Annotated in this window: 14 protein-coding genes; 12 read left to right on the forward strand and 2 right to left on the reverse strand. The window is 69.7% G+C overall.

Annotation, left to right across the window (positions count from 1 at the left end):
- Positions 1 to 31: 31 nt before the first annotated feature.
- Positions 32 to 523: an inorganic diphosphatase gene (locus tag ACFTZB_RS32110; RefSeq protein ID WP_378437750.1), complete on the reverse strand. Its 492-nt coding sequence runs from the start codon at positions 521 to 523 to the stop codon at positions 32 to 34.
- Between the two features lie 131 nt (positions 524 to 654).
- Here ACFTZB_RS32110 and dacB point away from each other — a divergent pair, with 131 nt between their 5' ends.
- From dacB to hpt, 4 genes are read left to right on the forward strand one after another with little or no spacing between them, the layout of a single operon-like run.
- Positions 655 to 2,040, forward strand: coding sequence for a D-alanyl-D-alanine carboxypeptidase/D-alanyl-D-alanine-endopeptidase (dacB, locus tag ACFTZB_RS32115; RefSeq protein ID WP_378437776.1), 1,386 nt, complete (start codon positions 655 to 657; stop codon positions 2,038 to 2,040).
- Positions 2,040 to 3,086, forward strand: coding sequence for a zinc-dependent metalloprotease (locus tag ACFTZB_RS32120; protein WP_378437752.1), 1,047 nt, complete (start codon positions 2,040 to 2,042; stop codon positions 3,084 to 3,086). Before dacB ends, ACFTZB_RS32120 begins: the two co-directional genes overlap by 1 nt.
- A 19-nt stretch (positions 3,087 to 3,105) precedes the next feature.
- Positions 3,106 to 4,086, forward strand: a complete 981-nt coding sequence (tilS, locus tag ACFTZB_RS32125) for a tRNA lysidine(34) synthetase TilS (RefSeq protein ID WP_378437755.1) — start codon at positions 3,106 to 3,108, stop codon at positions 4,084 to 4,086.
- Between the two features lie 4 nt (positions 4,087 to 4,090).
- The gene (gene hpt, locus ACFTZB_RS32130) at positions 4,091 to 4,645 is read left to right on the forward strand and encodes a hypoxanthine phosphoribosyltransferase (RefSeq protein WP_072947351.1); all 555 of its coding nucleotides are present in this window, start codon (positions 4,091 to 4,093) and stop codon (positions 4,643 to 4,645) included.
- Positions 4,646 to 4,655: 10 nt separating this feature from the next.
- Here the strand turns inward: hpt and ACFTZB_RS32135 are convergent, their stop codons facing one another.
- The gene (locus ACFTZB_RS32135) at positions 4,656 to 6,758 is read right to left on the reverse strand and encodes a serine/threonine-protein kinase (protein WP_378437757.1); all 2,103 of its coding nucleotides are present in this window, start codon (positions 6,756 to 6,758) and stop codon (positions 4,656 to 4,658) included.
- 164 nt (positions 6,759 to 6,922) lie between these two features.
- Between ACFTZB_RS32135 and ACFTZB_RS32140 the strand changes: the two genes are divergently transcribed.
- From ACFTZB_RS32140 to ACFTZB_RS32175, 8 genes are all read left to right on the forward strand, one after another.
- Positions 6,923 to 8,269, forward strand: coding sequence for an amidase (locus ACFTZB_RS32140; RefSeq protein ID WP_378437760.1), 1,347 nt, complete (start codon positions 6,923 to 6,925; stop codon positions 8,267 to 8,269).
- Positions 8,270 to 8,481: 212 nt separating this feature from the next.
- Positions 8,482 to 10,770 carry an ATP-dependent zinc metalloprotease FtsH gene (ftsH, locus tag ACFTZB_RS32145; RefSeq protein ID WP_378437762.1) on the forward strand — a complete coding sequence of 763 codons (2,289 nt, stop codon included), beginning with the start codon at positions 8,482 to 8,484 and terminating at the stop codon, positions 10,768 to 10,770.
- 60 nt (positions 10,771 to 10,830) lie between these two features.
- Positions 10,831 to 11,448 (forward strand): GTP cyclohydrolase I FolE, encoded by a 618-nt coding sequence (folE, locus tag ACFTZB_RS32150; protein ID WP_043826734.1) that lies wholly within the window; start codon positions 10,831 to 10,833, stop codon positions 11,446 to 11,448.
- Entirely contained in the window at positions 11,445 to 12,302 is an 858-nt protein-coding gene (gene folP, locus ACFTZB_RS32155) for a dihydropteroate synthase (RefSeq protein WP_378437765.1), read from the forward strand. Before folE ends, folP begins: the two co-directional genes overlap by 4 nt.
- Complete coding sequence (gene folB, locus ACFTZB_RS32160; RefSeq protein WP_378437767.1) at positions 12,295 to 12,657, forward strand: dihydroneopterin aldolase; 363 nt, start codon at positions 12,295 to 12,297, stop codon at positions 12,655 to 12,657. Before folP ends, folB begins: the two co-directional genes overlap by 8 nt.
- Positions 12,654 to 13,166 carry a 2-amino-4-hydroxy-6-hydroxymethyldihydropteridine diphosphokinase gene (gene folK, locus ACFTZB_RS32165; RefSeq protein WP_378437769.1) on the forward strand — a complete coding sequence of 171 codons (513 nt, stop codon included), beginning with the start codon at positions 12,654 to 12,656 and terminating at the stop codon, positions 13,164 to 13,166. The genes folB and folK overlap by 4 nt, the downstream gene beginning before the upstream one ends.
- Positions 13,167 to 13,186: 20 nt before the next feature.
- Complete coding sequence (locus ACFTZB_RS32170) at positions 13,187 to 13,654, forward strand: DUF3180 domain-containing protein (RefSeq protein ID WP_378437771.1); 468 nt, start codon at positions 13,187 to 13,189, stop codon at positions 13,652 to 13,654.
- A gap of 69 nt (positions 13,655 to 13,723) precedes the next feature.
- A partial coding sequence (locus ACFTZB_RS32175) for a DUF6779 domain-containing protein (protein ID WP_378437774.1) occupies positions 13,724 to 14,634 on the forward strand: 911 nt, incomplete at its 3' end.

The following is a 14,634-nucleotide window of genomic DNA, read 5'->3' on the forward strand; positions in this document are numbered from 1 at the left end:
GGGGTGGGCGCCGCGTGAACGAGCGTCAGGCTCAGTGCCCGCCGTTGGCCTTCAGACGCTCGAGCGAGGCCTCGACCTCGGCCTTCGCCTCGGCGAGCCCGACCCAGTCGGCCGCCTCGACGTGCTTGCCCGGCTCGAGGTCCTTGTAGTGGACGAAGAAGTGCTTGATGGCGTCCAGCTCGAACTGCGGGACGTCGCCGATGTCCTGGATGTGGTCCCAGCGCGGGTCGCCGGCGGGCACGCACAGCACCTTGTCGTCGCCGCCGGCCTCGTCGACCATCTTGAACATGCCGACGGGACGTGCCTCGACGATGACTCCCGGGAACACGGACTCGGGGAGCAGGACCAGCGCGTCCAGCGGGTCGCCGTCCTCGCCGAGGGTGTTCTCGATGTAGCCGTAGTCGGCCGGGTAGCCGAACGCGGTGTACAGGTAGCGGTCCAGCTTCACGCGACCGGTCACGTGGTCGACCTCGTACTTGTTTCGCTGACCCTTGGGGATCTCGATGGTGACGTCGAACTCCACGCCGATTCCTCGCTGTCGTGTCGATGATGATTCGGGGAGAGGATATCGGGTCGAGGATAAGGTTGGTTGTCTGACCACCCACGAATCACAGTGAAGACGGAGGCGCGTTGCCGGGCCAGGGAAAGAAGAAGATGGGCTCGTTGGCGGGACGCCACCGTCGGAACATGCGAATTCTGTTCGCGTCGGTCGTCGTCGTGGTGCTCGCGATGGCCGCCGTGCTGGTGGTCGCGGTGAGCGCGCACAACGCGTCGGCGAGGCGCGGCGAACTGACGATCGCGCCCGAACCGGCGCCGGTCATCGCGGCCCCGCAGGTCACGCCGGTCCCGGACGACGCGCCGATGCCGACCGCGCAGGGGATCGCGGCAGCGATCGGTCCGGCCGCCGCCAACCCGGACCTCGGCAAGTTCAGCGGAACCGTCGCCGACGCGGTCACCGGCCAGGTGCTGTGGAGCGTCAACCCGCAGACCCCGATGACGCCCGCGTCGACCACCAAGGTCCTCACCGCGGGATCCGCGCTGTTGTCGTTGCCGTCCGACCACCGCGTCACGACGACGGTGGTGCAGGGGGCGACTCCCGGGGAGATCGTCCTCGTCGCCGGTGGTGATCCCACTCTCACCGCGAAGCCGGTCGGGGAGAACGGCTACTACCCGGGTGCGGCGCACATCTCGCAACTCGTCGACCAGATCCGGAACGCGGGCATCCAGGTGACGCGCATCGTCGTCGACACCGGCATCTACTCGGGCGACACCATGGCGCAGGGATGGTTCCCGACCGACGTCGGCGCCGGATTCATCACCCCCACCGAGCCCATCATGATCGACGGCGGACGCGCCGACCCACTCGTGGACGAGTCGCCGCGCAGTTCGACGCCCGCGCTCGACGCCGGGCGGACACTGGCCGCTGCGCTCGGCGTCGACCCGTCGGCGGTCGCGTCGGGGGCCGCGGCACCCGGCGCCGCCACCGTCGCGAGTGTGCAGTCCGCGCCGCTGCGCGACCGGTTGCGGCAGATGATGGAACACTCGGACAATGTGCTTGCCGAAGCGATCGGGCGGGAGGTGGCCATGAATGCCGGCGCGGAAGCATCGTTCGCGGGCGCCGTCGCGACCATCGGCCGGACCCTGTCCGGCGCCGGGTTCGATCTGTCGGGGCTCACGCTGCACGACGCGAGCGGGCTGTCCGTCGACGACCGCATCGCACCGCACACGCTCGACCAGGTCCTGACGGCCGCCGCCGGGGAAGGGAATCCCGCCCTGCGGCCGATGCTCGACTACCTGCCGGTGGCCGGTGCCACGGGCAGCCTGTCGGACCGGTACGCGTCGGGCAACCGCACCGGCGCCGGATGGGTGCGCGCGAAGACCGGCACCCTGTCCACGGCCAGCGCCCTCGCCGGCTACGTGGTGGACCAGAACGGGCGCGTCCTCACGTTCGCGCTGATGTCCAACGACCGTCCGCCGGAGGTCAGCCGTCCCGCACTCGACGCACTGGCGGCCGCGCTCCGCACGTGCGGGTGCCAGTGATGGCCGCCGAGGGGAATGCCTTCAGCGGTGCCGTCGACTGGAAACTCGCAGCCAGGACGGGCGTGAAACTGGCGCGCAGCGGGCCCGCCACGTCGCGGTACACGGCCGAAACCGTGGTCGCGGAACTGGCCGACGCGTCGATGCGCGCGGAACTGCCCGTCCGGGAAGTCACCGGCCTCGCCGACGGACTGCCGGTGCCCACCGCCCAGATCCTCGACCGGGCGGGCTGGATCCACGCCGCCGCGCATTCGATGTCGCAACTCACCGGCGGCGACGCCGCCCCCGGCATGCTGCTCGGCAAGCCGGCCGGCATTCAGGCCGGGGCGATGCTCGCCTACCTGTCCTCGGCGATCCTCGGTCAGTACGACCCGTTCACCGGCGACGACGGCACCCTGCTGCTCGTCGCGCCCAACGTGGTGTCCGTCGAGCGCACACTTCGGGTGCAGCCCAGCGACTTCCGGCTCTGGGTGTGCCTGCACGAGGTGACGCACCGGGTGCAGTTCTCGTCGTCACCGTGGCTCACCGGCTACATGCAGGAATCGGTCGAGACCCTCGGATCCGCCGAGGACGAGTCGATCACCGACATGGTCGGCCGGTTGTCCTCCGCGCTGCGCGACCGTGGGCGCACCGAGCCCGACGAGTCGGGTGCGCCGGGCGGCATCGTCGGACTCCTGCGCGCGACCCAGGCCGAGCCGCAGCGTGAGGCACTCGACCGTCTGCTGGTGCTCGGCACCCTCCTCGAGGGGCACGCGGACCACGTGATGGACGCGGTCGGTCCCGCAGTCGTGCCGTCGGTGGCCGCCATCCGCGCGGCATTCGACAGCCGGCGGCGCCGCAAGAGCAACCCGGTGCAGCGCCTCATCCGGGCGCTGCTCGGGATGGACGCGAAGATGGCGCAGTACGTGCGCGGCAAGGCGTTCGTCGACGCCGTCGTGGACAAGGTCGGGATGGACCGGTTCAACGTCGTGTGGACCGGGCCCGACACGTTGCCCCGGCTCGCGGAGATCGACGCGCCGGACGCCTGGGTGTCCCGGGTGCTGGGCTGATTCGCGGAGGGCTGAGCCGGTGACAGTGCTTCCCGAGGAGCCGGCGATCCTCGAGGTTCGTCACGCCGTGCGGCGCTGGATCGCGGCGCATTCCCCGGACGGCGACGTCGCGGTCGCGTTGTCGGGCGGCGCCGACTCGCTGGCCCTGACGGCGGCCGCCGCCGCCGAGGCACGTTCGGCTGTCGCCCTGGTCGTCGATCACCGGTTGCAGCCGGGGTCGGACGCCGTCGCCGACGAGGCGGCCGCGCGCGCCCGGGCCCTCGGCTGCGCGTCCGCCGTGGTGCTTCCCGTCGACGTGACCGGGGCGGGTGGGCTGGAGGCGGCCGCCCGGCACGCCCGCTACCGGGCCCTCGACTCGGCACGCGAAACCCGCCCGGTGCTGCTGGGGCACACCCTCGACGATCAGGCCGAAACCGTGTTGCTGGGGCTGTCGCGCGGTTCGGGCGGTCGATCCATCTGGGGAATGAGCCCCTACGACAGCCCGTGGGGCCGGCCGCTGCTGGACGTGCGACGTGCGGTGACCCGGCAGACCTGCGCGGAACTGGGCCTCGACCCGCACGAGGATCCGCACAACAGTTCACCCGATTTCGTGCGGGTGCGGCTGCGTACCGAAGTGCTGCCGCTGCTGGAGGACGTCCTGGGCGGCGGTGTCGCCGGGGCCCTCGCCCGCACCGGGGAACACCTGCGCGAGGAGGGGGCCGTCCTCGACACGTTGGCCGCCGACGCCGAAGCGAAAGTCGTGGTGGACGGGGAAATCGACGCGGCGCTCCTGGCCCTGTCGGCGCCGCCCGTCCGCCGCCGGGTACTGCGCAGCTGGCTGCACGCGGCCGGTGCGCGCGGTCTCGGAGACACCCAGTTACGGGCCGTGGACGACCTCGTCGCACGGTGGCGGGGGCAGGGACAGGTGGCGGTCGGGGGCGGAACACCGGACGCGAGGTTGGTGGTCCGACGGCGACGTGGCAGGCTGAACGTCGGATTGGACGACCGACGAAGGGTTTGATCGCGTGTACGAAGGCGACATCGCATCGGTACTGATCTCCGAGGACGAGATCCGTCGACGTACCGTCGAACTGGCCGAGGAGATCGCCAAGCGCTACCCGGAGGGCGCCCCGGAAGGGGATCTGCTCCTGGTGGGTGTCCTCAAGGGCGCCATCTTCTTCATGACGGACTTCGCGCGGGCCCTCCCCATCCCCACCCAGATGGAGTTCATGGCCGTCAGCTCCTATGGGTCGTCCACGTCGTCCTCGGGTGTCGTGCGCATCCTCAAGGACCTCGACAAGGACATCGCCGGCCGCCACGTGCTGATCGTCGAGGACATCATCGACTCCGGTCTCACGCTGTCCTGGCTGATGCGCAACCTCTCGACGCGGAACCCGGCGTCGCTCGAGGTCGTCACGCTGCTGCGCAAGCCCGACGCCATCAAGGTCGACATCAACGTCGCGAACGTCGGCTTCGACATTCCCAACGAGTTCGTCGTCGGCTACGGCCTCGACTACGCCGAGCGCTACCGCGACCTGCCGTACATCGGAACGCTCGAGCCCTCCGTCTACGGCGGCTGAACCCCGCCCGTCAGCGGACGGGTTCGTGGGACACGGCGAGCTCCAGCGCCCGCAGATCCTGCTCCAGCTGCCGGAACAGCCAGTACACGCCGACGAACGCGAAGATGCCGCCGACGCACAGAATGCGGACGGCGATGATCACCAGCGTGATCTCGTCGGGCGACAGGAACGTCACCCCGGCGACACCGGCCAGCGGAACCGAGGCGGCCACCGCGAGATACAGCGTGCTGCGGCGGTCGAGTCCTCGCAGTTTGTGCGCGTCGGCACTGCTCGCGATGTCCTGCGGTAGCAGGGTCGGGTAGATGCAGCGCACCGCGAAGAACGCCACCACGAAGAACGGGTACGCCACCGACACCGCACCGCACACGATCAGCGACGCGATGAAGTGCACGTACGCGCCCGGCGGCACGTTCCCCGCCGCCAGTTGCAGGGAAATCGGATAGGCGATTCCCGCGATCACCCACAACCCGAACACGACGAGCACAACGCGGTCGCCGAGCAGCAACGTGTCGGTGCGCGCCCGGGCCAGGGTCTGGCGGTCGTACGTCCGGCCCTTGCGCAGACCCCGCGGAACCAGCAGCGGGTAGCGACACCAGTAGAGCAGCATGATCGCGCCCAACGGGAACGCGATCGAGTTGATCACCAACTGGATCCCCTCGAACGACTGCTGCGCCTCGGGCGTCAGATTGCTGATGATCAGCATCTTGTTGTGGTGATAGTTGTACGCACCCGCGAGGGCGTTCGGCACCGCGATACCGATCACCAGAATCGGGAGTGCGAACCGCCGCAACCGCATGCGCCACGAGTTCGGCGGCGGATCGACGAGATCACGGGCCCGCGGGTTCAGACACAGGTCGAACTGCTGGGCCAGTTCGGCGCCGGACGACCACCGGTCCGCCGGCTTCGGCGCCAGGCACGTCAGCAGTACCCGGCGCAGCGACGGCGGGCAGTCGGCGGGCAACTGGTCCAGGAACTCCGGGTCGACGGCGCGGCTGCGGCTGTCCAGCATCGCCTCGAGTGCGGCGAGCGACTCGCTCGACACGTCCTCGTCCTGGAACGGACGCCGCCCGCACATCAGCTCCCACAACATCACCCCGAGCGCGAAGATGTCGCTGCGGGTGTCGAGGTCCGCCGCCGTTCCCGGCATTCCGCGGTGACATGCCTCGAGTTGCTCGGGGGACATGTAGGCCAGGGACCCGCCGAAGTAGGCGAGCGGTGACGCCCCGGTGACGGTGTCGCTGAAACTGATGTTGAAATCGGCGAGCTTGGGCACACCCTCCGCCGTCAGCAGGATGTTGGCGGGTTTGATGTCGCGGTGCAGCACGCCGCGTTTGCCTGCGTAGTCGAGCGCCTCGGCCAGTCGCCGTCCCAGCCACGCGATCGTCTCGGGCCAGGTGAGTGAACTGATCTCGTCCCGCACGCTCGAGTCGGTGGGCCGGAGTTCGCCCTTCTCCCGCATCTCCTCGTCGACGACGTCGAGCAGCAGGCTGCCGGTCCGCTCCTGTTCGGGGGTGACGCGCACGCGCCGCAGAACCCGCAGCAGGGTGCCGCCCGGCAGGTACTGCATGTAGAGCAGGCGCAGTTGACGGTCCTCGAGTAGCCGCTGGTCGAACACGCGGACGATGTAGTCGTGGTCGAGCTGGGCCAGGGTCTGCGGCTCGTTGCCCTTGTCGTGGGAGATCTTCACCGCGACGAGACGCTGCATCGACCGCTGGCGTGCGAGGAACACCCGGCCGAACGCGCCGCTGCCCAGTCCCATCAGCAGATCGAAGTCGTCGACCTGCTGCCCGACCTCCACGTCGTCGAGCGCCGCATTGCCGGGCGGTGTGGTGATCAGCGTGTCCCGCTGCCGGGCGGTCACGGTCTGGTCGGCGGCAGCGGTTTGTTCGGCCGCGGCGGTTCGCTCGGCCGCGGCGGTCTGTTCGGCGGGGGCGGTCTGCTCGGCGGTCATCGTCCGTGCCGACAGGGTTTGCTCAGCCGTCACCGTCGACGGGCCGGCCGCGACCGTCGCGTCGCTGCTCTCGTGTTCGGAGTTCGTGACTCCGACGGTCCGTTCGGCAGAGTCCGATCCAGCGGCCGATCCGTCTCTGCCCGACCCGTTTCCTCTGGTCATTGCACATCGAGGGTTCTACTGGGCGGGTTCTCTGGGCACATCGAGTTTGTCTGGAGCGGTGTGAAGAGTCCCATCCAGGGACAAGCGAATGGTAACCCCGCAGACCTACCGTATCCAGCGCGAATACTCGAAATCGCTGCTGCGCTGCACCATATACTCGGATGATGGGGGAGTCCCCGTTCACCTCAGCCGTCGTCGTCGCCGAGCAGGTCCGCTCGGGCGTCTCGAGCCCGATGGAGCAGGTCGAGGCCGCGCTCGCGGCCATCGCGGAGCGTGAACCGAAGATCCAGGCGTTCGCCGCCGTCCTCGGCGACCAGGCCCGAGCCGAGGCGCTCGCGCTGTCCCACCGATCGGATCTGGCGGCCCTTCCACTGGCCGGAGTGCCCGTCGCGATCAAGGACGTGATCCCCGTGGCCGGGCTGCCGATGCGCGAGGGCTCGGGCGCGACCAGCGCCGAACCGAAGGCCGCCGACCATCCGGTCGTGGCGCGACTGCGGGCGGCGGGAGCGGTGGTGGTGGGCCTGACGACCCTCCCCGAACTGGCGGTGTGGGGAACCACGGACGCGCCCGGCCACATCACCCGCAACCCGTGGAATCCGTCCCGGACCTGCGGCGGATCGTCCGGGGGAGCGGCCGCCGCCGTCGCCGCGGGAATGGTGCCGCTGGCGCACGGGACCGACGGTCTGGGTTCGATCCGCATCCCGTCGGCGAACTGTGGAGTGTTCGGTATCAAACCGGGCAGGGGAGTCGTGCCGTCCGAACTCGGCGCCACCTCCTGGTTCGGTATGGCCGAGAACGGGCCCATCGCCACGACCGTCGACGACGCCGCTCTCATGCTGTCCGTGATCGCCGACCGTCCCGAGCTCGCGCGGATCGGGCCGTCGGAGCCGCTGCGCATCGCGGTGGCGTCGGGATCGCCGACGTTCCTGGCCACGGTCGATCCGCAGTGGCGGGACGCGGCCGTGCGCGCGGGGACGGAACTGACCGGGTCGGGCCACGACGTGGAGCCCGCGACGTTGCCGTACCCGGTCAACCTGATCCCCGTTCTCGCCCGCTGGACCGCGGGAACGGCCGCCGACGCCAAGGGCCTCGACCGTAGGCGACTGCAGCCGCGGACCCGCAGGCACGTGGCGTTGGGTCGCGCGCTGGGCCGGTTCGTCCGACCGGAGCAGGTGAACCGGCTCGAGGACTCGCTGCGTGCCTTCTTCGAGAACTACGACGTGGTGATCACCCCCGCGCTCGCGCAGCCGCCGCTCGCCGCGACGACGTGGAGTGAGCGGTCGTGGTTGTCGAACATCGTGGCCAACGTGCGGTACGCACCGCTCAGCGCGCTGTGGAATCTCGTCGGCTGGCCGGCGGCCAGTGTCCCCGTCGGCACCCACTCGCACTCGGGCACCCCGCTGGCCGTGCAGATCGCCGCGCCGCCCGGTGGCGAGGCCAGAATCCTGGCCCTCGCCGCCCACATCGAGCGGGTCGGCGGCGGCTGGCCGAGGGTCGCGCCCACCCGGTGAACTCCCGCACATCCGGACCCGGATCGAGGCGGAGGGAACCGATGGGCCACCGCGTGCGTTGAACGAAATAGAGACCGCTCGCGACAGCGGTTGGCTGCTACCTGGAGTCGCCGGGGTGCCTTCGCGGTAACCTGGTTTGTCCGGTTGGCAGCCGGAAGGCGCACCCGGAAGACCCGCACTCTCGAAAGGACCGGCCATCTCGGCCGACCTGTATGAACCGTAAGACTGTGTTTCGAAACCTGGCGATAGTTGCCGGCATCCTGCTGGTGATCTACGCCTTCAGCTACTTCGGCAACGACACGCGCGGATTCAAGGGTGTCGACACCTCCGTGGCGATCGCGCAGCTCGACTCGAACAACGTCGAGAAGGCGCAGATCGACGACCGGGAGCAGCAGGTGCGCCTGTGGCTGAAGGACGGCAACGACGCCACCGACGGCAAGACCGAGATCCTCGCCAAGTATCCGGCGTCGGCGTCGGAGCAGATCTTCAACGAGATCTCCGACAAGGGCCTGCAGAGCTACAACACCACGGTCACGCAGGAGAGCTGGCTCACGTCCATCCTGCTGTTCGTCCTGCCGATGGTGATCCTGCTCGGCATCTTCTTCTTCGTGATGAGCCGCATGCAGGGCGGCGGCCGCGGCGGCGTCATGGGCTTCGGCAAGTCGAAGGCCAAGCAGCTGTCGAAGGACATGCCGAAGACGACCTTCGCCGACGTCGCGGGTGCGGACGAGGCCGTCGAGGAGCTGTACGAAATCAAGGACTTCCTGCAGAATCCGGCGCGCTACCAGGCGCTGGGCGCGAAGATTCCCAAGGGTGTCCTGCTCTACGGTCCGCCCGGAACCGGTAAGACCCTGCTCGCCCGCGCGGTGGCAGGCGAGGCCGGTGTCCCGTTCTTCACGATCTCCGGTTCGGACTTCGTCGAGATGTTCGTCGGTGTCGGTGCGTCCCGCGTGCGCGACATGTTCGACCAGGCCAAGCAGAACAGCCCCTGCATCATCTTCGTCGACGAGATCGACGCCGTCGGACGTCAACGCGGCGCCGGACTCGGTGGCGGTCACGACGAGCGTGAGCAGACCCTCAACCAGTTGCTGGTGGAGATGGACGGCTTCGGTGACCGCACCGGCATCATCCTGATCGCCGCCACCAACCGCCCCGACATCCTGGACCCGGCGTTGCTGCGTCCGGGCCGCTTCGACCGGCAGATCCCGGTCGGCGCCCCCGACCTCGCCGGCCGTCGCGCCATCCTGAAGGTGCACTCGCAGGGCAAGCCGATCGACCAGCACGCCGACCTCGAGGGCCTGGCCAAGCGCACCGTCGGAATGTCGGGTGCCGATCTGGCCAACGTCATCAACGAGGCCGCGCTGCTCACCGCCCGCGAGAACGGCACCGTCATCACGGAGGCCGCGCTCGAGGAGTCCGTCGACCGTGTCGTCGGCGGTCCGCGCCGCAAGAGCCGCATCATCAGCGAGCACGAGAAGAAGATCACCGCGTACCACGAGGGTGGGCACACGCTCGCCGCGTGGGCGATGCCCGACATCGAACCCGTCTACAAGGTCACCATCCTCGCCCGCGGCCGCACCGGCGGTCACGCGATGACGGTGCCCGAGGACGACAAGGGCCTGATGACGCGGTCCGAGATGATCGCCCGGCTGGTCATGGCTATGGGTGGCCGCGCCGCCGAGGAACTCGTGTTCCACGAGCCCACCACCGGTGCGTCCTCCGACATCGACATGGCGACGAAGATCGCCCGGTCGATGGTCACCGAGTACGGCATGAGCGCCAAGCTGGGTGCCGTGCGGTACGGCCAGGAGGGCGGCGACCCGTTCCTGGGCCGGTCGATGGGGCAGCAGTCCGACTACAGCCACGAGGTCGCGCGCGAGATCGACGAAGAGGTCCGCAACCTCATCGAGGCCGCGCACACCGAGGCGTGGGCGATCCTCAACGAGTACCGCGACGTGCTGGACATCCTGGCCACCGAACTGCTCGAGCGGGAGACGCTCACCCGCAAGGATCTCGAGAAGATCTTCCACAGCGTCGAGAAGCGACCCCGGATCACGGCGTTCAACGACTTCGGCCACCGGACCCCGTCCGACAAGCCGCCGGTCAAGACGCCGCGGGAACTCGCGACCGAGCGCGGCGAGCCGTGGCCCCAGCAGCCCGAACCGGTGTTCGCGCAGCAGCAGTCGCAGCAGGCCCCGCCGCAGCAGCAGTACCCGCAGCCGGCGCCCGCGAACGGCTACTCGCAGCCCGCTCCGGCCCGGCCGCAGGGCGGGATGACGCAGCCGCGTCCCGACTACGGCGCCCCCGCGGGATGGTCGGCTCCCGGCTGGCCGCCCCGCGATCCGGGCAACCAGAGTCCGGAGGGGCAGTACCCCGGCAACCAGGGGCCGGGAACCGACCAGGGCCCGGGGAACCAGTGGAATCCGCCGCACGAGCAGCGGGGTACCGGGGACGACGACGCGCAGACGAGGGCCTGGAAAGGACCGGACGGATCGAACTGATCCGCCCGACACTAGGCTGTTGCTTCGGGACGATCGGTCCCGGTACTGGAGGAGTTTCGGTTGTCGGTGAATCATCTCGGTAGTGAGCCCGTGGCCCTCGAGACGGGCCGGGTGTTCGATCAGCCGCGTGCCGAGGCTGCGGTGCGGGAACTGCTGATCGCGATCGGTGAAGACCCGGACCGTCCCGGACTCCGCGATACGCCCGCTCGCGTGGCGCGGTCGTACCGCGAGGTTTTCGCGGGCCTGTACACCGACCCGGACACCGTGTTGAACACGACGTTCGACGAGGGGCACCAGGAGCTGGTGCTCGTCCGCGACATTCCGCTGTACTCCACGTGTGAGCACCACCTCGTGTCGTTCCACGGGGTCGCGCACGTCGGGTACATCCCCGGCCGGACGGGCAAGGTGACCGGCCTGTCGAAACTTGCCCGCGTGGTCGACCTGTATGCCAAGCGCCCGCAGGTTCAGGAACGTCTGACCAGTCAGATCGCCGACGCCGTCATGCGCAAGCTCGATCCGCGCGGTGCGATCGTGGTCATCGAGGCCGAGCACCTGTGCATGGCGATGCGGGGGATCCGCAAGCCTGGTGCGAGTACCACCACCTCCGCGGTGCGTGGTCTGCTCCAGTCCAGCGCGGCCTCACGTTCCGAGGCTCTGGACCTTATTCTGCGGAAGTGACCGTGATCGAGCTGCCCTCACCGGGCCGCACCGTGGTGATGGGGATTCTCAACGTCACCACCGATTCGTTCTCCGACGGCGGACGCTTCCTCGATCGTGACGCGGCGCTCGAACGCGGTCTCGCGTTGAAGCGTCTCGGCGTCGACATCGTCGACGTCGGCGGCGAGTCCACCCGGCCGGGCGCGGCACGGGTCGATCCCGACGTCGAGGCCGGCCGGGTCGCACCCGTCATCGCGGACCTGGTCGCCGAGGGCATCTGCGTCAGCGTCGACACGATGCGGGCGTCCGTCGCGGAGGCCGCGATCGCTGCGGGCGCGTCGATCATCAACGACGTGGCCGGTGGCCGGGCCGATGCGGCGATGGCGTCGGTGGTCGCGGACGCCGGCGTTCCGTGGATTTTGATGCATTGGCGTTCGGCCGGTGACTACGTGCACCGTGGCACCGCCGACCACTACGACGACGTGGTTCGCGAGGTGCGGGACGAACTGATGACGCAGGTCGACCTGGCCGTGAAGGCCGGCGTGGATCCGGGCTCGCTGGTGCTGGATCCGGGTCTCGGTTTCGCGAAGAACTCCGATCACAACTGGGCGCTGCTGAAGGCGCTGCCCGAGTTCACCGCGCTGGGATTCCCCGTTCTCGTCGGCGCCTCCCGCAAACGGTTCCTGGGTTCGCTGCTCGCGGGTGCGGACGGCGAACCCCGTCCCCCCGCCGGCCGGGAGACCGCGACCGCCGTCGTGTCGGCGCTCGCCGCGACCCACGGCGCGTGGGGGGTGCGTGTGCACGACGCGCAGGCCTCCCTCGACGCCATCGCGGTCGCCGAGGCCTGGACGAGGGGTGCAGCCGGACGTGAGTGATCGAATCGAGTTGCGCGGCTTGAAGGTTCGCGGCAATCACGGTGTCTTCGACCACGAGAAGCGGGACGGTCAGGACTTCTACGTCGACATCACCGTCTGGATGGATCTCGCCCCGGCTGCCGCGTCCGACGACCTCGACGACACCCTGGACTACGGCGGGCTCGCCGAACGCGCGGCGGCGATCATCGCGGGCCCCTCCCGGGACCTCATCGAGACCGTGGCGGCCGAGATCGCGGACGGGGTGATGACCGACCCCCGCGTGCTCGGCACCGAGGTGGTGCTGCACAAGCCGTCCGCGCCGATCCCGCTGACGTTCGCGGACGTCGCGGTGGTGGCGCACAGGTCGCGACCATGAGTCGCGCGGTGCTGTCGATCGGGTCGAACGTCGGCGACAGCCTTGCCCACCTGCAGTCCGTCCTCGACGGGCTGGGTGCCGCCGTCGTGTCGGTGTCCCCGGTGTATTCGACGGCGCCGTGGGGCGGCGTCGAGCAGCAGGACTTCCTCAACGCGGTCGTCGTCGTCGACGATCCCGCACTCGACGGCTACGGCTGGCTGCGGCGAGGGCAGGAACTCGAGGCCGCCGCCGACCGGGTGCGGGTGAAGCGGTGGGGTCCCCGCACGCTCGACGTCGACGTCGTCACGTGCGACGGCGTCCGCAGCGACGACCCGGAACTGACGTTGCCGCACCCGCGAGCCCACGAACGGGCCTTCGTGCTGATTCCGTGGCTCGACGTCGAACCCGATGCCGTGTTGCCGGTCCACGGAACGGCGACCCGTGTGGACGCGCTGCTGCCGCTGCTGGACGACGAAGAGCGGTCCGGTGTGCACCGGACGGACCTCGCCCTGGACCGGCGGTCGCGATGAAGCCGGAACCGACGGGCACGATGAAACCCACCCGCATCTGGGATCTGCTGTTCCTCGCCGCGCTCGCCGTCGCCGCCACCTGGATCCTGGTGCGCGTGTTCTACGGGTCGTTCCCACCCATCCCCGTGTACGCGGGGGCGTCGCTGTATCCGGTCGCGCTGATCGAGGTCGTGCTCGCGTTCATGGTCCGATCCCGGGTCAGCAACCACCAGGTGGGCGACGGGCCGCGTCAGCTGCATCCGATCACCGCCGCCCGGGTTGCCGCTCTGGCCAAGGCATCCGCGCTCGTCGGCGCCGCGACGGCCGGGGTGTGGGGAGGCTTCCTGCTGTACCTGCTTCCGCAGCAGTCGGTGCTGCGTGCCGCCGCCTCGGACAGTCCCGGCGCGTGGGTCGGGCTCGTCGCGGCACTGGCGCTCGTCGGCGCGGCGCTGTGGCTGGAACACTGCTGCCGCACCCCCGACGACCCCTCGGACGAGCCCGCGCATTAGGACATCGGGGATCGCCGCAGGTCGGATGGAATGCGCGGCGCACCCTTCGCGGCCAAGTACCCTGGCACCATGACGAATCCTGGTCGCCTCAAGTCTGCGCGCCGCAACAGGCGCAGCGCGAGCCAGATGATCGTTGCGGGTCTGCTCGCCCTCGCGGTGATCGCGTCCCTCTTCCTGATCTTCAGCGACAGTGTCCAACTCCTGCGGGTGGGCCTGGTGGCCGCGCTCTGGGCCGCCACGGTCGGGGCCATCGCGATGACGAAGTACCGGCGCGAGTCGGCGCTCGACAAGGCGAAGGTCAGCGACCTGCAGACCGTCTACGAGTTGCAGCTCGAGCGCGAGATCTCGGCACGGCGCGAATACGAACTCACCGTCGAGAAGCGGGTGCGCAGCGAAGTGCGTGCCGATGCAGAGGAACTCGCCGCGTTGCGTGCCGAACTCTCGTCGCTCCGCAAGAATCTCGAGGCACTGTTCGACGGCGCGATGCCGACCGAACGGATCGCGCTGCGGGCGGATTCGACGCGTGTGCAGGAACTCGCGGGGCGCTCGTACAGCAGCTATCAGCCGGCCGCGTCGGGCCTGTACGTCCCCGGTGCGGGGCACGCTGCGGGCGCCGGACATCAGAGCGGTTCCGCGCAGTCTTCGCATTTCGCGAATCCCGACGACGATCCGGTCACCGCCGAGACGTCCATCGTCGAGCCCGCCGGCGCCGGACACACCGAACCGGAGATCGAGGTCGAACCGGAACCGGAGCCCACGCCGGAGCCTGTCGCCGAGACTGCGCCGGTCGCCGAGCCGGAACCAGAGTCCACGGAGGCGGAGCCGGAGCCGGAACCCGAGTCGGAGCCGGAGCCGGAACCCCGGCGCGGACCGGTCCGACAAGCCCGACTCGATCTTCGCGGCGGTGGACGGCCACGGGACCCCCCTCAGCGTCGGCGGTTTCAAGCCCACCGACATCCAGCGCGCGCTGGTCACCGCGG

The sequence above is a fragment of the Rhodococcus sp. NPDC057014 genome (assembly GCF_042673295.1).
GTDB lineage: Bacteria > Actinomycetota > Actinomycetes > Mycobacteriales > Mycobacteriaceae > Rhodococcus_F.

Excerpts from the sequence above, each read along its gene's own strand:
- folK (WP_378437769.1), top strand. The coding sequence starts at position 12,654 with ATGAGTCGCGCGGTGCTGTCGATCGGGTCGAACGTCGGCGACAGCCTT.
- dacB (WP_378437776.1), top strand. The coding sequence starts at position 655 with ATGGGCTCGTTGGCGGGACGCCACCGTCGGAACATGCGAATTCTGTTC.
- ACFTZB_RS32120 (WP_378437752.1), top strand. The coding sequence starts at position 2,040 with ATGGCCGCCGAGGGGAATGCCTTCAGCGGTGCCGTCGACTGGAAACTC.
- ACFTZB_RS32140 (WP_378437760.1), top strand. The coding sequence starts at position 6,923 with ATGGGGGAGTCCCCGTTCACCTCAGCCGTCGTCGTCGCCGAGCAGGTC.
- ftsH (WP_378437762.1), top strand. The coding sequence starts at position 8,482 with ATGAACCGTAAGACTGTGTTTCGAAACCTGGCGATAGTTGCCGGCATC.
- ACFTZB_RS32135 (WP_378437757.1), bottom strand. The coding sequence starts at position 6,758 with ATGACCAGAGGAAACGGGTCGGGCAGAGACGGATCGGCCGCTGGATCG.
- ACFTZB_RS32170 (WP_378437771.1), top strand. The coding sequence starts at position 13,187 with ATGAAACCCACCCGCATCTGGGATCTGCTGTTCCTCGCCGCGCTCGCC.